Annotated in this window: 18 protein-coding genes; 14 read left to right on the forward strand and 4 right to left on the reverse strand. The window is 28.8% G+C overall.

Annotated features, from left to right (window positions below; translation table 11 throughout):
* Positions 1–1,957: 1,957 nt before the first annotated feature.
* From ES044_RS19200 to ES044_RS05250, 4 genes are all read right to left on the reverse strand, one after another.
* A complete protein-coding gene (locus tag ES044_RS19200; RefSeq protein WP_262712397.1) occupies positions 1,958–2,086 on the reverse strand; it encodes a hypothetical protein in 129 nt (42 codons plus the stop codon).
* Positions 2,087–2,567: 481 nt separating this feature from the next.
* Positions 2,568–2,732, reverse strand: a complete 165-nt coding sequence (locus tag ES044_RS18450; protein WP_189663192.1) for a hypothetical protein — start codon at positions 2,730–2,732, stop codon at positions 2,568–2,570.
* Between the two features lie 599 nt (positions 2,733–3,331).
* Complete coding sequence (locus ES044_RS05245; RefSeq protein WP_147118301.1) at positions 3,332–3,604, reverse strand: hypothetical protein; 273 nt, start codon at positions 3,602–3,604, stop codon at positions 3,332–3,334.
* A gap of 531 nt (positions 3,605–4,135) precedes the next feature.
* Positions 4,136–4,873: a hypothetical protein gene (locus tag ES044_RS05250; protein WP_147118302.1), complete on the reverse strand. Its 738-nt coding sequence runs from the start codon at positions 4,871–4,873 to the stop codon at positions 4,136–4,138.
* A 370-nt stretch (positions 4,874–5,243) separates the two neighbouring features.
* On the opposite strand from ES044_RS05250, the gene ES044_RS18455 reads away from it, so the two are divergent.
* The 14 genes from ES044_RS18455 to ES044_RS05315 all read left to right on the forward strand — a co-directional run bounded on the left by ES044_RS18455 (position 5,244) and on the right by ES044_RS05315 (position 20,560).
* The gene (locus ES044_RS18455; protein WP_189663193.1) at positions 5,244–5,417 is read left to right on the forward strand and encodes a hypothetical protein; all 174 of its coding nucleotides are present in this window, start codon (positions 5,244–5,246) and stop codon (positions 5,415–5,417) included.
* A gap of 31 nt (positions 5,418–5,448) precedes the next feature.
* Positions 5,449–7,371, forward strand: a complete 1,923-nt coding sequence (locus tag ES044_RS05255; protein WP_147118303.1) for a sensor histidine kinase — start codon at positions 5,449–5,451, stop codon at positions 7,369–7,371.
* A gap of 3 nt (positions 7,372–7,374) precedes the next feature.
* Positions 7,375–8,043, forward strand: coding sequence for a response regulator (locus ES044_RS05260; RefSeq protein ID WP_147118304.1), 669 nt, complete (start codon positions 7,375–7,377; stop codon positions 8,041–8,043).
* Between the two features lie 99 nt (positions 8,044–8,142).
* A complete protein-coding gene (locus tag ES044_RS05265; RefSeq protein WP_189663194.1) occupies positions 8,143–8,436 on the forward strand; it encodes a PH domain-containing protein in 294 nt (97 codons plus the stop codon).
* Between the two features lie 179 nt (positions 8,437–8,615).
* Complete coding sequence (locus tag ES044_RS05270) at positions 8,616–8,822, forward strand: hypothetical protein (RefSeq protein WP_147118305.1); 207 nt, start codon at positions 8,616–8,618, stop codon at positions 8,820–8,822.
* A 75-nt stretch (positions 8,823–8,897) separates the two neighbouring features.
* A complete protein-coding gene (locus ES044_RS05275) occupies positions 8,898–10,175 on the forward strand; it encodes a hypothetical protein (protein ID WP_147118306.1) in 1,278 nt (425 codons plus the stop codon).
* A gap of 5 nt (positions 10,176–10,180) precedes the next feature.
* Positions 10,181–10,621 carry a hypothetical protein gene (locus tag ES044_RS05280; protein ID WP_147118307.1) on the forward strand — a complete coding sequence of 147 codons (441 nt, stop codon included), beginning with the start codon at positions 10,181–10,183 and terminating at the stop codon, positions 10,619–10,621.
* A 3-nt stretch (positions 10,622–10,624) separates the two neighbouring features.
* The gene (locus ES044_RS05285; RefSeq protein ID WP_147118308.1) at positions 10,625–12,100 is read left to right on the forward strand and encodes a hypothetical protein; all 1,476 of its coding nucleotides are present in this window, start codon (positions 10,625–10,627) and stop codon (positions 12,098–12,100) included.
* A gap of 5 nt (positions 12,101–12,105) precedes the next feature.
* A complete protein-coding gene (locus ES044_RS05290; protein WP_147118309.1) occupies positions 12,106–15,477 on the forward strand; it encodes a hypothetical protein in 3,372 nt (1,123 codons plus the stop codon).
* 12 nt (positions 15,478–15,489) lie between these two features.
* A complete protein-coding gene (locus ES044_RS05295) occupies positions 15,490–16,722 on the forward strand; it encodes a hypothetical protein (RefSeq protein ID WP_147118310.1) in 1,233 nt (410 codons plus the stop codon).
* Between the two features lie 4 nt (positions 16,723–16,726).
* A complete protein-coding gene (locus ES044_RS05300) occupies positions 16,727–18,355 on the forward strand; it encodes a hypothetical protein (RefSeq protein ID WP_147118311.1) in 1,629 nt (542 codons plus the stop codon).
* On the forward strand, positions 18,355–19,107 hold the full coding sequence (locus ES044_RS05305) for a hypothetical protein (RefSeq protein WP_147118312.1): 753 nt from the start codon (positions 18,355–18,357) through the stop codon (positions 19,105–19,107). Before ES044_RS05300 ends, ES044_RS05305 begins: the two co-directional genes overlap by 1 nt.
* Positions 19,104–19,811 carry a hypothetical protein gene (locus tag ES044_RS05310; protein ID WP_223269120.1) on the forward strand — a complete coding sequence of 236 codons (708 nt, stop codon included), beginning with the start codon at positions 19,104–19,106 and terminating at the stop codon, positions 19,809–19,811. The genes ES044_RS05305 and ES044_RS05310 overlap by 4 nt, the downstream gene beginning before the upstream one ends.
* Before the next feature lie 5 nt (positions 19,812–19,816).
* Positions 19,817–20,560, forward strand: a complete 744-nt coding sequence (locus tag ES044_RS05315; RefSeq protein ID WP_147118313.1) for a transglutaminase-like domain-containing protein — start codon at positions 19,817–19,819, stop codon at positions 20,558–20,560.
* Positions 20,561–20,584 lie beyond the last annotated feature (24 nt).

Here is a 20,584-nt window from a genome sequence, read left to right on the forward strand (position 1 = left end):
GAGTAGGTCGCCGCCTTTCTTAGATCTGAACCTTGTTCAGATACTTAAAACCTCAATCTAACGATTGAGGTTTTTTTATGACCAAAAACGAGATAGTTGTTAATCTTAATAGCTTAAGTAGGGCTTGTTAAAAATTGTATGCTGGGGGATGTAGTGGCTAAGCATAAATAGTGGGAAACTAAAAAAATATATGCAGGTTTTACTGTTTCCAAATAGCAGAGCATTAAAGAGTACGTCGAGAAGTTCTGTAATGTTATAGTTAGTAATATCCCGTTTAAAGTCGAAAAATAAATATTTCTATATTATAGCACCTTGAAATCTTTCTTTAAATTGTTTGCTTTTCGCATTAAGATTGCATGTGAGTATTTACTGCTTTATTATTATGCTGTGGAATATATTCTTATGGTGTAAAGCAGTATTCTAGCACTACTATAAAGGCCTTTAATTTGTGCTTGCGGCACTTTTTCATGCCATTTAGCCAGCCTTATAAGTTTCGAAGTTTTATACTTTTCTTGGTTATAAATCTAGGATAGGTTTGTAAATAATTTAGATACATCTTCTGTATCTAGCCATCGTTTAAAGAGTATATTAGTGTCATAAGCGCGGCTTTTAGATCATTTTTATAGAGATTACAAACTAATTATTTGCTTTTGCAAGTACTTGATTAAAAAACACATCGAATAGAAAGTATTTTTGACTTGTATTTTAAATACGATCTTTTATTTTTTTTAGGGTGGTACTTTCCTTGTCACTAGCATTCCAATTTGTTTAATTCTATTCTTTTGTAAAGCTTTTATAACGATTAAACTCGCATCAATAGAAGTTTACTTTTTAAAGGACCTATTTTGTTAAAGGGCAACATCAGTTCCTTGCGTTAGATGACAGATTTCTACTCCCGAAGTTTCGGAATATAACATTCACAATCTAAACCCGACATACGATAATTTTAGTAAGAATTCAAAAGATATAAAGCGGTTAAGTGTCTTACAGCTCTTTTTCGGTCTGGACACGATAGCGAAATATCTTGTAGAATTCAATAAAATTATCAGAAGTCTAGATTTTTGTTTCTTGGTATTTATCCCGAGCGAAGTCGAAAGGTCAATGGAAAAGAAAAATGAATAAAATTGTAAGACAACTTTAAAGTATAATTACTCTGAGGTTAATGACCATTATATCTGCTATTTTAAAGTCACTTCATTAATCTTTGAATTGGCTTGAAAGTCTTTTAGAATTAAGAGAATATAAATTATTGATAACGCTTTTCTAATTTATTATAACCGACTAGTATTTTTTTATAATAAGCAGTAATTTTAGTTAAAATTTTCTTGCGGAGTGCTGCTAGTTATCAATTTTTTGTAACTACTTTTTATAGTGTTCATTTAGCCAAGATCATACGAGGATATAAAATCCTATTTTCTCGAAGAGGAAATCTTCAATATTAGTTTTCTAAAATAATCTTTAGAATTGGATATAATCAGGTTTAATTCTTCTGTAATTATATTTAAGTTTATAAAATAGTAATGATGAGCTCTATTTTTAGATTTGTATTTACTTATTTAGGGTTATCAGCAAGTAAATCTAATAATAATTTAGCAAGTGCAATTTAGTTAGTCATCATTTATAAAATTTATATACCACCAATTTGAAGCTAATTTCTTATTAATTTAAAAGTTTTTAATGCTCTGGATTCATAGGTTATGGATAAAGAATAAACTCTTTTTATTTTTGGTAGTTGAATAGAATTTAACTTAAAAAATTGTTTTTTACTACTTATTAATATTTCTTTGCGATAAATGTTTTTTCTTCTAATAAATTTCTAGTGAGCAAAGTATTTATCACCATCATTTTACTTGAAAATTTTATATTTAATTATGCTCTACAGGGTTTGGTTATAATTCAATACTTTCAGAATTGGAAGCAGATGCATCAGGTTCTATGATTGCACTTGTCCATGTATTTATAGATTTGCTGCATTGAATTCTACTGCGGTTCCGTAAATAAATATGTCGTTTACAAATGCATTTACATTTTGATACAATGAGAATCGTAAATACCTAGTGAAAATGGTGTTCTGTTTGTATTCCATTTTTTGAAACTATCGCAAGGGTCTATAAAAAAAATAGTCCATTTAGATATTTCGCCGTATTCTATTGAGAGATCCTGCTTATTATGCATATCATTCAAATTTTTTTGAGAGATTTTGCACCCTTTCTCTAAATCGATAAGTACATGATAAGATTCCTGCTTCATAATGTAATTTAGTTTCCAAGAATTACTGGTTGCATGTTCTCCTTATTGTTCATCTAAATGCTGTTCATCAAGCAAAACTAATGGCGTGTTTAAACTTCCTCATTTTACCAAATCTGTAATTATGTTTGGTGTTATTTTTATATCGTTGCCATCGATAATCTCTTTTTTTTTCGGTTCCTCTATTTTGAATCCAATAGGAACAGGGTATTTAAATATAAATATTGCATTAATCGCTGCGAATGGACTTTCTTTCATAGATAAACGTAAACAACGTGTGTCGATTTCTTTTATATGTTTATTTTAGAATTGAAATTTATCTAATAAATAAATAAAGCAACCCTATTGGATGAATTTCCATATTCAATAGAAAAATCATAAGCATCGTGCATATCGTGAAGATGTACTTCTGAATTATGATACTCTTTTCCTAAATCGATCACGACATAATACAGAGCATTGGTGTTTTTATAGCTGGTTTCCAAGAGTGGCTTATGGCTTTTTCTCTGGCATTTTCTGTAAAGTAATTTGAGTTATCAGATTGATTTAGGAAAAATGTAACATCGGTATCATAGTGGTTATGTTCTGCAGTTACCTAGTTAATTTCGTTGTAATTTTTTATAATATGATTTCCGTTAATTGTTTTAAAATAATTTCGATTGATTTTTAGTGGAGCGAGCGTATCACTAATTGAACGGTTGTCTGTAAAAATTCCTAAATTAGAAGCTATGTAATTATTGCTAAACGTACTATGGCCTTTGCCATATATTGCAATACCCGTTGAAGGAGCTTCTATAAGATTATTGTTCTAGGCATTTACAACACTGTTAACGCCAATTTGTAGGATGCTGGTTTGATACTGGATATTACTTAAAGCTGCATTTAAGAGTGTATTATTATAAATTTAGACATCTTCAACCATATTGGCTATTTGTATAGATTCTCTTAAGGTATTTCGAACAATATTATTGTACATTTTGACATGTTTAAACTCCATTCCTGGTGATTTGGTTTCCCTTAAATACATCCCTTCTGATACATTTTCTATAAAACAATCGTGTATACTTAAATTTTTAAAGACAGGTTAATGAAAAGGAGGATTGCTATTATAATTTTTTTTAGTCATAATACCGAAAAACCCATCGGGATCTATTTTTATAAATTCAGCTTCACAATCAAAACTTAATTCTGCAAACACTAATCCGCATTCATCCGCAGATAATTCAAATCCGTATTTGTAGTTTGGATGTTCGGCGCCACTAATTTTTATATACCTACAATTTTCAAAAGTAATAGTGCGCCACCTGTAGGTGTCGCGCCTCTCAATTTTTACTTGACCGCCCTTGTTGATAATCACAAGCGGATTATTGATATCTCTATTTGTAAATTGAAACCTTAAAGTATTTGTTCTAGAAGAAGCAATAAATATGGTGTCTCCGGCAATGGTTGCGCTGCCTAATCTTTGTTGATTTACATAATAAGGGAAACTGTGGTCAATTATAAAGTTCTGATATTTAAATTAATAAAGTAAACTAATACATAAAGTAAGAATACGAAAAAAAGCTGTTTTTCATGAGGGAAATATAAAATGGAATTAAAATTAGCAATGCCAAAATAAACCCTAGTTATATTTCTTGTTTATCGTTTATTTAGAAAATGATACTTTCTTTAAGGTATCGTAATACTATCAGTAAGAGCTACTTTTACTTTTTATTTTAAACTATTTTATCAAAAGATTATCAATAAAATACTGCATGCATGGTATCATTTTTTATAGTTTGCCAGTAATAAAGTAGCGGAATTAACTTTTATTGATGGCGGAATTATACGCTTCCGATCTTTTATAATGCCTTTATTTTGGTTCTTTTAAATACTGTTTAACAAACAATTAATCTGTGCTTGTTTTCTCATTTTGATCAACCAAAACATATTTATCAATAATATAAGTCGTAATCGGTTTTAATTCTTTTAAGGTTTCTGGGTGTATACCTCGATGTGTAAAAAAACTAATTTCTCCTATCTCCGATTTTCCATACCATATAGTTGGTCTTCCGTAGGAGAAAAAAGAAGTTTCGTTGGTTACTTCTATCTTCTTAAATTTATCAATAGCAATATTGTACCGCCCATTATTGATTGCATTTTTTGCGGCACAAGAAGATTCTTCGAAAAGATTAGTATTCCAAATAATACAATCTGCGGTGGCAGCAGTGTTGTATCTGTAAATAAAAAAAAGTAGCGGAAAGATACATAGTATACCAACCGAGACCATTATTTTTTGGGCGGATACTTTTTCTTTAAAACGCCAAGTATTCTTCTTATTGCTGCGTTTAATAATTTTTTCTGTTGGTCCTTTTTCTGCTGCATACTCCTCATAATTTTTATAATTTAAGTATTGTGCCATCACATCACACAGAAATTTATCTGGCTCTTTTACACTTACCTTTTTTTTGTTTTCAACATACTTTTCATAAATTCTTGTTGCTTTTTTTACTCCAATATAATTTCTATCATGATACCCAACTTCTTGAAGCTCTTGAACCCAAAAGACAGCTTTCGCATTTTTATTCTTCTTCAGTTCTCGTTTTTCAATCTCACAAAAAAAATCTATAACAAGTTGTTTGATCATAGCTGCTTATTTAAGGATTCAAAAATAGACATTTTAGACAAACTCTAGTTAAACTTGTCAAAAATTAGACAATTTATTGATGTCTAAAAACTGTCTAAACCTTTATTACTATTAGTTTTAAATGACTGTTGATCTTTGCATAAGAATTAATCTTCTAAAAAAAAGACAGATAATTAATTCAGAAAAAGAGCATAGAATCGTTTTGTTTTTTTGTCTTGGGAAAACAGACTTATACAACTATTTCATGCAAAAACTTCCCGCAGAAGAGGCGCGCGACTCTTTTAAATGTTTATGTGTTGTGAACAACAAAAAAGCTGAATTCTAAAAATTCGGATAGCAACACTATTGTTTAATTTTTAAAAGAGCAATCATGAAAAAAATATTTTTGGTATTCGCAATAGTATTTGCAAACAGTGTTTTTACATCTTGTACCGATTTAGATGAAAACCTAGAAAATGAATTTATAAAGTTAGAGACTTCAGTAACCGGAGGAGAAGATGGAGAAGATTTTGATGAAGAAGAAGAACCTACAAATGGAGGCTAGTAATTTTAAATAATAATAGTATTTTAGAGGAATGAAACAAGTAAAAGTTGCGTTCCTCTTTTTTATAATATTATTCTTTTTATCCTGTAAAAAAGAAGTTTTTAAAGAAAATAATTCGTCTCAAAAAACATCTGAAGTGCAAAACACGTATCAGAGTTCGGCATATAAAAAACTTAAGTATCAAGAAAAACTTCAGGTGTCAAAAAAAATACTGCTAGAAGCATCTCTAAATAGTGCCGATAGGTATATGATTTTTAATAATATTAGCTACTTATACGGTAAACTGAATAAAATTGATAGCTCAATTTATTATTCTAAAGAGATGTTACAGTTAGATCATGTTAAGAATAATGATCAGTATTTAGGAAATATTAATTATAAGTTAGGGGGGTATTTTATTAAAAAAGATCAAAGAGACAGCGCTTTTTATTATTATAATAGATCAAAAGAATATTTTTTGAATAGAAAAGACAGTATCTATGTTGGGCGCTGTTTTCTGAATATTGCTTATATAGAATCAAATTTTGGAAGTTATTCTAAAAGTGATTCATGTGCAGTAGCATCCATAAAGTTTATCAACAAAAAAAGAAAAATAACTACAGCATCTGCCTATAATATTTTAGCGATCAATTCTAAAAATAGATTTTTATATAACGATGCAATTTCTTATTATCTAAAAAGTATCGATATTTCAAATAGTCAAAGGTCAAAAATAATTTATAAAAATAATTTGGCCAACGTTTATAAAGAACTCAAAAATTATTCAAAATCGATTTTAATTCTTGAAGACTTATTAAAAGACTCAATTAAAGACTTAAAAACAAAAGCAAGAATTATTGATAATTTAGCAGATGTAAAATGGTTAAAGAACCCAGAAGAGCCCATTTTAAAAGAGTTATTAATGGCTAAATCGATTAGAATAGCACAAAAAGATAATTATGGGCTGTTAGCTAGCTATAGTCATTTGTCAGATTTTTTTAATAGAAAAGATAAAATGAAGTCATTGGTTTATGCGGAGAAAATGTACGAAACCTCAAAAAAATTATCGAGACCAAAAGACCAAATTGAAGCTATAACAAAAATTTTAGCACTGCAAACGCCCCAGAAATCTATAAAATATTATAAAGAGAGTATACGTTTAAGAGATAGTTTACAAAAAACAGAAATAAAAAGACAGTATAAGTTTGCTAAAATTAAATACAATTTTGAAGAAGAAGAAAAAGAAAAGCAAAAATTTAAGACACTGTCTATTGAGAGTAGGTGGATTGCCGAGCAAGAAATTAACCAGAAAAAAAACCTTTTAATTGTTGGTGTTTTATTAGTATTGGGCTTGCTTTTTTTGATGTACAAAAGAAAGCAACAGCATAAAAAAGGAATTTTACAAGAAACCTATACCACAGAAATAAGAATAGCAAAAAAATTACACGACGAATTAGGAAACGATATTTTTAAGACACTTACCAAGATTCAGAGTACAAAATTTAAGACGCAAGATATTATACATGATTTAGATAAAATATATATGCAAGCGCGATCAATTTCTCATGAGAATGATTCTATTGAAACAGGTAACAATTTTGAAAATTATTTTAGAGATTTAGTAGCAAGTTATAATTCGGATGATTGTAAAATTACTTTAAAAGATTTAGCTGATTTAAATTTAAACGAATTAGAGCAAGAAAAGCAAGTTGTGTTTTATCGTGTTTTTAATGAGCTTTTTGTAAATATGAAAAAGCACAGCAAAGCTAGCTTGGTGGTCATTTCTTGTAAAAAAATAAAGAATTATTTAGAGGTTGTGTATGCTGATAACGGCGTAGGTTTTAAGGATGAAAAAATTATTTTTAAAAATGGACTTATAAATATGGAAACCCGTACAAAAACTATTAAAGGATTAATTATCTTTGAAAACCGAATTACGGGCGGATTGAAAGTCGTTTTCAGTTTTAAAAAATAAAAAATGATAGAAAAAGTTTTAGTTGTAGAAGATTTTGATGTTATCAATAGTGGCATAAATTCTGCCCTAGAAAAAATGGAAATAAAACAAATAGATTCTGTTCCTTATTGCGATGAAGCTTTTTATAAAATTAAAAATGCTGCTGTCATAAAAGAACCGTACAACTTGATTATTTCAGATTTGTCATTTGTGAATGATGGTACTCCGCAAAAATTAAAATCGGGTGAAGAGCTGATAGCAAAAATACGCACAGAATTTCCTGATTTAAAAATAATTGTTTTTTCAGTTGAAGACAAACCTTATAGAATTCAACACTTATATCATACTCTAAAAATTCAAGGCTACGTCTGGAAAAATAGAAACGGATTAAAAGAATTAAAAGAAGCAATCCATTCCGTTTTTACTTCCAACGAGTTTTATATTTCGCCAGAATTAAATAGTGCAGTACATCCTAAAAAAGCTATAGAGATTACCGAATTTGATGTTTTTTTAATCGCGTCTTTATCGCAAGGTTTTCTGCAAGAAGACATCAGTAAAAAATTAAAAAAGAAAGGCACCATACCATCTAGTGTAAGTGCTGTAGAAAAAAGATTAAAAATTTTGAAAGAACATTTTAATGCAAAAAACCCTGCGCACTTGGTAGCTATAGCTAAAGATTTCGGACTTATTTAACACTTGATTTAAATAAAATTATGCAGACTACGGAAACCCGTAGTCTTTTTTTGTTTTATAGTGTTAGTTTTGACTTTTAATCAGAAGGAAAAGAAAAAAATGGGACTATTTAATCAATCACTCGAAAACGCAGGTGAAGTTTTTACAGAAAAACTATATGAGAAATATAAAAGATTACTCATAGAAAGCGAAGTGGTTGAATTAGGTTTTAAACTTTTTAGAGATATTTTTATGTTTACCAATAAAAAATCGATACTTATAGATATTCAAGGTTTAACTGGCGGTAAAATAGAATATATATCGATGCCTTATAAAAGTGTCTCTAGGTTTTCTTTAGAAACAGTAGATGCTTTTGATTTAGATGTAGAACTAAAAATATGGATACCTAGTTAAAATATGCCAGCAGTTCGTAAAAAGTTCAACAAAAGTATCAATGTTTACGGTATCCAAAATATCTGGCAAGTAAAATTTTATAATAGTATTATGCGAAGAGAGAGTTTTATTTCAACGCCTTACGATTTTCTGTAAGGCGTTGTTTTTAATAAGTTCTACTTTTGAAAAAAAAATAAGCAATGACAACCTATTACGTAAATAATAAAGCACAAGAAAACGGAGATCACGAAGTACATAAAGAAGATTGTATGTATTTATCTTCAATTATAAGTAGTATAGACGTAGGTGATTATTATGGTTGCGATGCCGCCATTAGAAAAGCTAAAACTATTTATGCACAATCAAACGGTTGTTTTTATTGTTGCAAAGCTTGCCATACTTCTTGAAAAATAAGTTTGTGAATTTTAAAGGAGGTGAAAAGAGTAGGATATAATATAAACAAAAAATAAACTTATTAATTTATGAAAAAAAAATATATCAAAATTTCAACAATTTTCTTTGTGTTTATTTTTATCACGGGTTGCCGTGCAGATAGACTACCAAAACTATTAGATACAGTTAAGTTAGAGAAAGAGAAGTTTAAAATAAATAAAATAAATTTCTATTTTGAAAACTCATTAAGCATGAATGGTTACCTCAAGGGTGAAGATTTCAGACACTCTATGGCTGAAATTATTTATAATTTTAAAGGAGATTCGATACATAATTATTTTGTGAATACAAAAGTTCACAAAACGGATTCGATGCTAGACAAAATTAGGAAAGGAAACATATCTGTTGGAAATACAGGTAATTCGGACCATAAATTTATTTTTACAAATGCTATAAAAAATGCTGCTGGTAATAATTTAAGCATTGTTGTTACTGATGGTATTTATTCCATGAGCAGTGGTGGTTTAACACTTGGAGATGTTGAAAAAGACATAGAAAAAGCTTTTGAAAATGCATTAAAACAAAACGAGCTTGAAACAGTAGTCTTAAAAATGGCTTCTAATTTTACAGGAAGATATTATTCTGAAAGTTGTCCTATTAAGGGAGGTGTAAAAATAGACCAGGAAAGACCTTATTATATTCTTTTATTTGGAAATAAAGAGGTCATAGATAAAGCCCTTGAAGAAATTGTAGTCTTGGAAGATTTAAATGGCTTTAAAGAACAAGCTAGATTTTTCATAACAAAAGAAATAAAAGTTGATTATTCAATTCTTTTAAACGGAAAGGATAAGAAAGGTTCTTTTAAACCTTCGGATAGAAAAAATAAAATAATTAAATCTATTGATCTTGAAGAAAGGTATGAGCCTCGTAATTCAGATATAAGTAAGGCTTATCTTCAATTTGCTGTGGGAGTGAACTTTACTAATTTATCAATTCCTAAGGACTATCTTTTAGATACAGAAAATTACACTATTTCTGATAATACTGATTATGAAGTTCTTGAAATTAAAGATTTAAGGAACCTTGACCAAGCAACTAAGAATGATATTAAATCAAGAGATAAAGATTTCTCTCATATCATAATATTGAAGGGAAAAACAAAATTGTATGGTGATTTAAAAATTCAATTGGATATTAAAGTTCCCAGTTGGATAAAAAAAACAGGAACTGCTAACGATTGCGCCATACAAAATGATACTACAAAAACTTTTTCATTTGACAAATTAATGCTTGGTATAAACAAAGCCTATGAAAAAATTAATAAAAAGAACGAATATTTTAATCTTATAATAAAAATTAATCCTTAACAATTATGATTGAATTCCTAAACAACATATTTGCTCCATTGTATGAAGCATTTTTTGACTACCAAACAAATAATGAATTATTACAATGTATTTTTAACAATTTTGATTATGCTAAAATGGTAGGTGTTTTACTAATAACTCCTGTCTTGTTACTTTTAGGTTTTTATAAAATATGGGATCCTATTAAAAACCCAAAGTTAAAATGGATTTTAACGATTATAATTAGTGCATTAATTAGTGCTATTCTAACACAAAAAATTTTAATAGAATTGAATGTTTGTTTGCGCATGAAAATAGGAGGCTTTACTGGAGATGGGGTTGATCCCTTTAATTTCGCTTTAAGTATGAGTATGATTTCATTCTTTTACGCATTAATTATTTCAATTATCCTCTCAATAATCCCATTTAGATTAATAAGTACTAATAATAGATACAATCCCTTTTAAATTATGGCAAATAAATTATACGTTTTTGGAATTGGAGGCACGGGTTCCAGAGTAATTAAAGCATTAGCAATGTTATTAGCTTCAGGTGTAAAATTAGATAGTAGTTTTAATACTGTAGTGCCAATTATTATTGATCCCGATACAGCAAATGGAGATTTAAATAGAACAGCAGATATTTTAACAAAGTATCAAAATATTGTAAACAAAGCAGGGAGTGAAAATGCCCTGTTTGGAACTAAAATAAAAACACTAACACAGCTAACAAATGAAAATAGCCCAAATTTAAGTAACAACTTTAAGTTTGGTATAGACGGTAGCGGTCAAGAATTTGGACAATCCATAGATTATAATGGATTAGATGATGAAAATAAAGCATTGATTGATTTATTATTTAGCAAAGAAAACATTGAGGCAGATATGACAGTCGGTTTCAAAGGAAACCCAAATATAGGAAGTGTCGTTTTAAATAAAATTGTAGATTCAAATGAGTACGTAGAATTTTCGAATTCTTTCAATCAAGGAGATGCAATTTTTATAATTAGTTCAATTTTTGGAGGAACCGGAGCTTCTGGATTCCCGTTGTTATTGAAAAATTTAAGAACCAATGATGCAAGTAAGTTAAATTCCAATTTAATTAGTAAAGCAACTATTGGAGCCATTTCTTATTTACCATACTTTAAAGTATCTGATAATGACAATACTAAAAAAGCAATAGATTCTGCAACATTTTTCGGAAAAGCAAAAGCCGCATTAAGTTATTATGAACACGCAATTTTTAATAACAATAATAGCATATTAAATGCATTTTATTATTTAGGTGATAATGCCAATAATAATATGAAATATGCGGTAGGAAAATTAGCTCAAAAGAATAAGGCACATTTTGTTGAATTGGCAGGTGCGCTAGCTATTGTTGATTTTGTGAAAAGTATACCCGTTGTTTCTCAAAGCAATCAAACCGCTATTAAAGAGTTTGGGGTTGAAGATGGAAGTTTAAAATTGAAATTTGATAGTTTAGGACAAGACGCAAAAGATAAATTGAGAGTTCCCTTATCAAAAATGTACTTATTTGATACGTTTATTGAAAAATCTATGGGCGAATTATTGAAATCCCCAGGCAGTTATAATGGTGAAAATGGGATTAAAAAGGAGTTTTATAATTCTGACTTTTATAAAATTGAATTTATTCCTTTTTTAAATTATTTCAAAGAATGGATCGGAGAAATGGCGACAAATGAGATTTCTTTTACTCCTTTTCATCAGAATCAAAAGCATGACTCCTTATTAGATTTTATCATTGGAAATAAAGTTTCAAAAGGAGGTCTTTTATCAAGAAATAAAATTACTGGCGATATTTTAATTAAAAATGCTCACAAATTAGTAAAAGAGGGAAAACTAAACAATGTAACGGTAGAGGAACGTTTTATCAAAGTGTTTGATGAAATTTTAACAGTTCAACTTAATAACATTCTAAATTAAAAAAAATGGGAAAGAAAGTTTTTAGAATACACAATCAAGGCGCTTTAACAAATGATTGGTTTGCATCTACGCCAATTAATGCAACCTTAATTGATAGTATAATAACAGATGGTGGAGATGGTAAAAAATTACCAACTTCTATTCCTAGTCCATTTGCAAGAATTGATTTAGTTAGAACTGCATTTAATATTATTGGAAATAGTGGTCAATTAGATGGAGTAGAAACACATGGGTTAGCGACAGCATCAGATAATCATAAATTAATTTCTGACGCTCTAGATATAGGACAAATTCTATTTAATTACGATAGATACAAAGAAGATTTAGAATTGGTTGCTTGGGATAAAGTAACAAGTTTAAATACGTTATTAAATGGCAACGACCAGCAGAAGCATTTAGGTAATACGCTTGATTTATTTTTAAAACAAGATAGCCAACAATATAATTTTAATGATTGTGATAAAATTTACATATTAAAATACAAGTTTAAGATTATTGGGGGTACATCTCCAAGAACCCTTTTTTTTGCGGCGCCAAATGCAAAGGAAATTGATATTAAATTTGGGAATGATATTATGTTAGATGAAGGTTTACATCCTTTATATAAAAGAGATAAAGAATATGTAAAATATTTGTACGCATTGTCTAAAACGAATAACTTTAATGCTAAATTTCCTGAGTTTAATAGTTATTTAATTAAATCCTTTCAGGAAATTTATAAAATAGATCAGACTTTTTATAATGAATTAATGAATATTAATACTGATCATTATTTAAATTCATTACCAAATGTAGTTTTTAATGGAAAAGCAGGACAACCCATAGAAGTGATAAGGGGTTTGTCATTAAAACAATATGTATTAGATCCAATAAAAATTCAAGAAAATAGTGATTTAACAATAGTTACAACTAAAACTAATAAAGGTTTTAAACCATTAGTTTTACCTGTCGACCCGCTTAATTCAAGATGTAGATATACGTTAGACTCATGGAATCCTGCTACAACTGTGCCAGTTGAAGATAGTAGACCTTTATCAAAAAGAACATTACCAGAGCAAGGTGACTTATACCCTTACTTAACAATGAATGACTTTTTATCGAGCACAATTATTAAATTACCTTATGAAATAGATAAGGAAAAGTTTTTTACGGTTGGGGAAAACAAATATCTGTTACCGCTCACAAAAAGATTTTTTGATTATTTCAGTGTCGATGATATTTTAAATAAAAATATGATTGAGCTAAATGCTAGAGCTGGAGATAGTGTAGAAATTAAATTAAATATACCTATTAAAAAAGGATTTATTCAATATTCAAAAATATATTATCCAAAAACTAGCAATGATCCTAAAAAAGGAAGTGTGGTAGAGAAATCGTTTGCTCTTTCAATTTATCCTTTTGTTTTTAGCGAAGAAGTAGATATTATGTACGCTTTAGGATTAGCTGATGTAATGCCAGAGAATGGAAATTCATTAGATTTAACCGTTTTTAATTCAAAAGAAAACAATGAAAATATTCCTGTAAATCAAAAGCAAAGATCAAAGACTCCATATATAACTACGCAAACAATTGTCAAAGATCGGTTTGATACAATCTCAATTAAATATGGAAATTATGAGAATTACTTAATTCCAACTTGGCCAAATTATAAAGGTAATGGAGGTGATGACTATGAGTTTTCAATCGATTTTGGCACAACCAATTCTCATATAGAATATAAAATTGATGGTCAAGGAAGCGAAAAAGCTTTTGATATCTCTAAAGAGGATACTCAAATAGTATTTTTAATACCTGAAGACACTTCTATAAGAACACAGGAAATTAGAAGTGTTTTTGACGCAGGAACTCACTTAGAACAGGAGGTAATTAGCAAATACTTTGGAGATAACGAGTTGAGAAATGCGCCATTTAGAACCTGTTTAGTTCAAAATAAGGATATAAATTATAACCAACCTACATTTATCTTTGCAGATGCTAATGCAGGTTTTGATTATGAGAAAGTAGTTATTAGAACCTATTTAAAAGCATTTACAGATTTGAAATGGGCGAATAATAATGCCGATGATAAGCATAGACTTAAACTTTATATTGAAGAGCTTTTAATATTATGTAAAAACAAAGTACTAAAAAATAATGGAAATATAAATAACACAAAGGTTACTTGGTTTTATCCTGTTAGTATGACTTCAAATCATTTAAATAGATTAAGAACAATTTGGAAAAATAGTTTTAAGGAAGTTTTCGGTAAGAATATAAAAGACGAAAATTTGCTTGACTTTCCTGAAAGCGTAGCGCCATTTTATTATTTTAAAGCAAAAGAGGGAATACCTACGATGGCAAAGCCTTCTGTTTCAATAGATATTGGTGGTGGCACTACAGATATTATGATTTATGCGGATGGTGAACCAAAATTAATATCTTCCTTTAGATTTGCTGGGAATGCAATTTTTGGAGATGGTTTTAATGGAAACATAAATGGTAATGGTTTTGTAAATAAATATTATACAAAGTTTAAAGAAGTACTTTCTCAAAATGAATTAAAAGTAGAATTAGAAATTCTCGAGAAATTATTTCACGAAAATCAAACATCTCAAGATTTAATTAACTTTTTATTTTCCTTACATGACAATAAAAACATCAAAGACAAACAACTTAAAAACCTCAATTTTTCTGAAGAACTAGCAGGAGATAGTGATTTTAAAATTATCTTTTTATTATTCTATAGTGCAATTATCTACCATATTGCAGAATTAATGAATACAAAAGGATTTGATGCACCTAGAAATATTGTTTTCAGCGGTACAGGCTCTAAAACATTGCAAATTTTGGATAGAGACACTAAAAATCATGAATCTTTAAAAAAACTTTTCGAGGCTATTTTTAATAATGTATATGAAGAAACAGATGCAAAAATTACGATAAAGGCAACTAATAATCCAAAAGAAGTTACTTGTAAAGGAGGCTTTTATATGGGGGCAAATTTAAATAATTTAAATCATACGGAACTTGTTGAGGTAAATGTTGGGAGTAGAAATAAAATAGTTCAAAATCTAAGTAATATTTCTGAAGATACAATTAAATATAAAGATTTAACAAAACCATATTTAGAAAGTGTAGTTCAAAATGTAGAAGATTTTTACAAGCTCTTTAATAAATTGATGATTGATCTTAATTTCAAAAACGCTTTTGATATATCAAACAAATCATCAAAGATTTTTAATAGTATAAAATCTGAAGACTTATTAGATTATGAAATGCAAGGAATCGAAAGTCAAAAGTCAGATACAGTTGATGAGGACCCTTTGGGTGAAACCTTATTCTTTTTTCCGCTAATCGGTAAATTAAATGAATTAGCGAATGAAATTAGCAACGAATAATCAATTAAAACTATGAAAAAAATTTGGTATTTGTTTATAGTAGTTTTTTTGTTCACGAATTATAATTACGGGCAATCTAAACAAGATAGTATTGATTCTTATGAAAAAGTGAATAAATGGGCAGTGGTTAAATTAACTATTGCCTACATGGCAGACTTAAGAAGTTGGTCTGCAGAAACGGAGAAATCAAAAGTAAAACAAAGTTTAAAAAAAGAGTTTGATGACTATATTACTTTAGAAAAAAGCTACGATGAATATTCAGAAGTAATAGATTTAGAGGAGTTTGAAGCCTCATTAGAAGATAATTGGTCAGGCACAAAAAGGGCTGTATTCAAAAAATACAAGAAGGAACTTGTAGATAGCACAAATGTTAATAATTTCGTGAATATACGTTTTGTTCCTCCAAATGCCCCTAAAAATAATCGCTCAAATATAATTCTAATAATCAATAAAAAATATAATTCTTTACTTCCTAAATCAGGAAATAAAAATAAAATAGTTGTAAAAGAGAATATTTCCAAAAATACAGCTTCTAACACTAGTTCTATAAGAAATAGTAATAAATCAAATCTTGTAAATATTACAATTTACCCACTATTGGCTTTAGCTGTATTATTAATTTTATATTTATCTTATAAATTAACGAAGGCTAAAAATAAAATTAACGGAATCAAAAAAAACAGAAGGAACCAAACTTCTGAATCTATTGATAATAATAAGGCCTTTAATAATAAAATTAATTCATTACATAAAGAAATTGATTCCTTAAAAAGTAAAATTAAATTATTAGAAGAAACGAATTCAGATTTAATGAATCAACCGAAATCAAATAAAAATAATTTAGAAGTCCAGGAAACAAAAAAATCTATGGAAGACATAAAGTCAATACCTATAGATTTAACAACTCCTAAAGTACAGCAAACGATAACAAAACGGATATACTTTCCTTCACCTTTTGAGAATGACAGATTTGCAAACGAAGAGGCGAGTGAAACTGAAAAGCCAATTTCTTTGTATGTCGCTGAAATTGATAAAAATACAAATCGAGGAAGAATTAGTTTAATAGAAACAGCAGACCTATCTAGGGCGCTAAACTCTCCAAATACTTTTTTAGAAATGGTCTGCAACTATGAAAATGCATACAGTTCTTCTGCAAAAGAAATAAAAGTAATAGAAGAGGGCAAAGTAGCTTTAGTAGGAGAAGATTGGATAGTGAACCCTAAAATAAGAATTAAATTTATTTAAAATTATGTACCAATATTTTGAAGTACTTATAATAATCACCATCATAATCTTTCAGATTATAATTGCTAGAGATTTATATTTTAAGATAAGAGCATACAAAGCAATTTTCGATTTTGAAGACTTACCTACGATTACTCAAAAAAAGGTTTCAAAAAATGTTTTTAAATCTGGAGATGTTTATGAAATATTAACGTTTGAAGGAGAAGAAGGTGTTGTAAATATTACTTATTTGCAATACAACAATAAAAGTCGCGTGTTGGCTACAATGGTGAAATACATAAATGTTTATTTGATTAAAAATAAAGGAGCAACTATTGATTTCCATTTAATAAAAGATATTGTAGATAAACATACAGAGACATCGCAAAATGAAATTGAAAATAGAATACCAGCGCCCTTATATTTAGGTCTAGCCGCTACCATGTTGGGGATTATTATAGGACTTTTTTCTGTTAACTTTAATGCTAATAGTAATGCTTTAAATGCAATTCAGCCTCTTATTAATGGTGTAAAATGGGCAATGTCTGCAAGTGTAATAGGCTTAATAATAACTACTGTATTTTCGATAAAGATTTATAAAGATGCTCAAGTAGAAGCGGATGAAGAAAAAAGTGAATTCTTATCCAAATTACAATCGGAATTAATGCCAAAAATGGCTACCGGTAAAATGCCTGAAGTCGCTATTCTGTCAGATAAATTAGATGTTTTTGCAAGAAATACAAGTAGTTCAATTTCTCAATTAGATGCTATTGTGCGCAATACTTCTAATACTGTTGAAAGAGAGCAGCAATTAATTCGTGATATAAGGAAATTAGATGTTGCTAAAATTACATCGGCAAATGTTCAAGTATTTAGTGAGTTAGATAATATGATGGATTCTTTTAAGAATTTTGCAAATTATTATAATAAGTTAAATAGTTCAATGGAAGGAACCACTGATCTTGTTAGCAAGTTACAGCGTTTTATTTCGAGCACAGAAAATATTAATATTGTTCTAGAGGGAATTAAGAAAAATATTGAAGAAAGTAATGTTGCAACTACTTTTTTTAACACTCACATTCAATCATTTGAACGATACGGGGATGCTGTAAATGAAGCTGTCATTAATGCTGATTCAAAAATGACTAAAGCGATCAGTGAACTTGGGAGATTAACTGAAGAACAATTCAACTCATTTAATGAAGCAATTGCAAACTTTGATTCTAAACTTTCAACAGCTTTTACCCATTCTATTGAAAAATTCATGGAAGCAATGGATGCACAAATTTTAAGAACAGAGATGGCCTTTGCGGATAGTAGACCAAAATTTGAAAAATTGGATAAATTAGATTTGCTTGATCAATTAAGTCAATTAGATCAACTGCCAAGTATAAATGTCCGTTTAGAAAGTTTAGAAAAAAATTTAGCCAATGTTTTTAATAAAAATAGTCAAGAAATAATTTTAGCATTAAAAGGAAACAATCAATTCTATCAAAAAGATGATAGTCCAAATAATCCTTTACCAATTGAAACTATAGAAAAGAAAAAATCACTTCAAGAAAAAATACTTTTAGTATTACAGATTGGTACTTATATCGTTATTATAAATTACGGGGTCTATACACTCTTACAATATTTTCATTTAATGAAATAATGAAGAAATCAAATTTTTTTTGGGTTGGGTTTGCAGATTTAATGACAAGTCTATTTTTTATAATGTTAATTTTATTTGTTGTGACAATTAGCTTTCTTCAGTTTAAAATGAAAGAAAACGTGAATATTTTAGAAAGAAGTAAAGCTGTAATTGAAAAAAACAAACAGTTGATTAAAGAAAATGTTACTCTAATTAGCTCATTAGAAAATAAAGAAGAACAGTTGAACATAGAAATTCAGCGTTTAAATAAATTATTGAAAATTGAAGAGCAATTTAAACCATTAGAAGATAGTCCATATTTTGTTTATTTAGAAAAGTGTAAGAAATTTGTAGCCCGTAATTTGGTAGGAAAAGAAATTTTTGAGTCTAAACAAACGAATATAAAAAGTGAATTTAAAGATATAACTATTAAGGCAGGCGAAATTTTAGAAGATTTTTTAAAGAACATGCAGAATAGCAATCCTGAACAATCATATTTATTGGTCATTGAAGGTAATATGGCTAATAAGTTAGATAAAAGTATCAACGTTAATAATTCGTGGGGGTATAAACAAAGTTATGAACGTGCTCTCGCTGTGTATAATTTATGGCAAGAGAAATCCATTAATTTCAGAAAATATAATGTTGAAGTTATGATTTGTGGGAGCGGATTTAATGGACTTTGTAGAGATGAAGCAGAAGAAAATAATAAGAGGTTTTCTATTCAGATAATTCCAAAAACAGAAAATCAGTCAAAAAAAAGTAAAAAATGAAAAAGTCAGGTTTTTTTTGGGTGAGCTATGCGGATTTAATGACTAGCTTGTTCTTTGTTATGCTCGTATTATACGTGATATCATTCGCCATTCTGAGATCTAAACAAGGAATTTTAGAGGCACAAGCACAACAGTTAAAAGAAATTAAAAATGTTCAAAAAGCAATTGAAAGTTTAGACTCTACCTATTACCAATTTGACAAAGAAAATAAAAGGTATAAATTAAATATTGATGCTAAATTTAGACCAAATAGTTCAAACGTTTTTGATATACCAACAGATAAAAGGATTGAGATTGCTAAAGCTGGTAAAAATTTATATGATAAAATTGAAAGTATAATCGATACAAGTAAAACAATAGATTATTTATTAATTATAGAGGGAAGCACTCAAAGGTATAATAACAACTGGAAAGACAACCCTAATTTAGGGTATAAATTAAGCTATCAGCGCGCACTATCATTATACAATTATTGGAAACAACAAGGCGCCGATTTTAGAAGGTTAGGAAGTCAATGTGAAGTTATTATTGCGGGTAGTGGTTATTTTAGTCAGTCAAGGGATGAGCAAAATGAAAATAATAATAGGAGGTTTACCATTCAAGTAACTTCAAAAGTAGGTAAGTTTTTATATAAAAAGGAAGTGCCTCTAACTAATATACCAAAAGTAGAAGAAGAGAGTGTTATCGACAAATTTTTTAATTAGAAAGAATGAAATATAAAATAGTTATTTTTAGTATGGTATTTTTTTTACTATTAATTTTAAATGCATCATGCACAAGTTGTTCTAGATCTGGCAGGGCACAAATAATTGCAATGGCGCAAAAAGAGGCTGCTAAAAAAAACACAATACCCGAACCGAATACAATTATCAAAGATGTAGAACCAGAAATTGTAATGATTGAGGATGTGGTTACTCCCAAAGAAAGAATTGTAATAAAGAAAGAATTGATTAAAAGTAGAATTCCAGAAGCTGAAGGAGATTTAATACAGGTAGAAGGATTGATAGCAAAAGAAGTTTATGAATTAACAATAGACCTAGAAACGGGATCAAACCAAATAAATCAAATTATTGCTATGAGAAATTATGTTTTCAGTCATTGGCATTATGTATTTGATCCTGCTAGTGGCCATGATACTTGGCGGTCTGCAGAAGCCACACTTTCTTTAAAGTATAAGGGTAAATATTCTGGTGATTGCGATGATTTTGCTATTTTACTGGCTTCCTTTGCTAGGCAAATTGGGTTAAGGTCAAGAATGGTAGGCGGTTATGATGGAGATTCAGGGCATGCATTTGCTGAGTTTTTATTAGAGGATAAAGAGGCGAATAATAACAAATTAAAAGGTATTGATTATAGAATTGATTTTTCTGGTAAATGGATAAGTTTAGACTGGTTTCAAGGAGTAGATCACGAAAGGTTTACACAGAATATTAAGGTCTATGAAGATATTTGATAATCACAACCTAAAACATCCAAA

Origin of the sequence: Polaribacter sp. IC066, assembly GCF_007997085.1 — a bacterium.
GTDB lineage: Bacteria > Bacteroidota > Bacteroidia > Flavobacteriales > Flavobacteriaceae > Polaribacter.

Bases quoted from the DNA above. Each gene is read 5' to 3' on its own strand.
- ES044_RS19200 (WP_262712397.1), bottom strand. From the start codon at position 2,086: ATGGAATACAAACAGAACACCATTTTCACTAGGTATTTACGATTCTCA.
- ES044_RS05250 (WP_147118302.1), bottom strand. From the start codon at position 4,873: ATGATCAAACAACTTGTTATAGATTTTTTTTGTGAGATTGAAAAACGA.
- ES044_RS18455 (WP_189663193.1), top strand. From the start codon at position 5,244: ATGAAAAAAATATTTTTGGTATTCGCAATAGTATTTGCAAACAGTGTT.
- ES044_RS05255 (WP_147118303.1), top strand. From the start codon at position 5,449: ATGAAACAAGTAAAAGTTGCGTTCCTCTTTTTTATAATATTATTCTTT.
- ES044_RS05260 (WP_147118304.1), top strand. From the start codon at position 7,375: ATGATAGAAAAAGTTTTAGTTGTAGAAGATTTTGATGTTATCAATAGT.
- ES044_RS05265 (WP_189663194.1), top strand. From the start codon at position 8,143: ATGGGACTATTTAATCAATCACTCGAAAACGCAGGTGAAGTTTTTACA.
- ES044_RS05270 (WP_147118305.1), top strand. From the start codon at position 8,616: ATGACAACCTATTACGTAAATAATAAAGCACAAGAAAACGGAGATCAC.
- ES044_RS05275 (WP_147118306.1), top strand. From the start codon at position 8,898: ATGAAAAAAAAATATATCAAAATTTCAACAATTTTCTTTGTGTTTATT.
- ES044_RS05280 (WP_147118307.1), top strand. From the start codon at position 10,181: ATGATTGAATTCCTAAACAACATATTTGCTCCATTGTATGAAGCATTT.
- ES044_RS05285 (WP_147118308.1), top strand. From the start codon at position 10,625: ATGGCAAATAAATTATACGTTTTTGGAATTGGAGGCACGGGTTCCAGA.
- ES044_RS05290 (WP_147118309.1), top strand. From the start codon at position 12,106: ATGGGAAAGAAAGTTTTTAGAATACACAATCAAGGCGCTTTAACAAAT.
- ES044_RS05295 (WP_147118310.1), top strand. From the start codon at position 15,490: ATGAAAAAAATTTGGTATTTGTTTATAGTAGTTTTTTTGTTCACGAAT.
- ES044_RS05300 (WP_147118311.1), top strand. From the start codon at position 16,727: ATGTACCAATATTTTGAAGTACTTATAATAATCACCATCATAATCTTT.
- ES044_RS05305 (WP_147118312.1), top strand. From the start codon at position 18,355: ATGAAGAAATCAAATTTTTTTTGGGTTGGGTTTGCAGATTTAATGACA.
- ES044_RS05310 (WP_223269120.1), top strand. From the start codon at position 19,104: ATGAAAAAGTCAGGTTTTTTTTGGGTGAGCTATGCGGATTTAATGACT.
- ES044_RS05315 (WP_147118313.1), top strand. From the start codon at position 19,817: ATGAAATATAAAATAGTTATTTTTAGTATGGTATTTTTTTTACTATTA.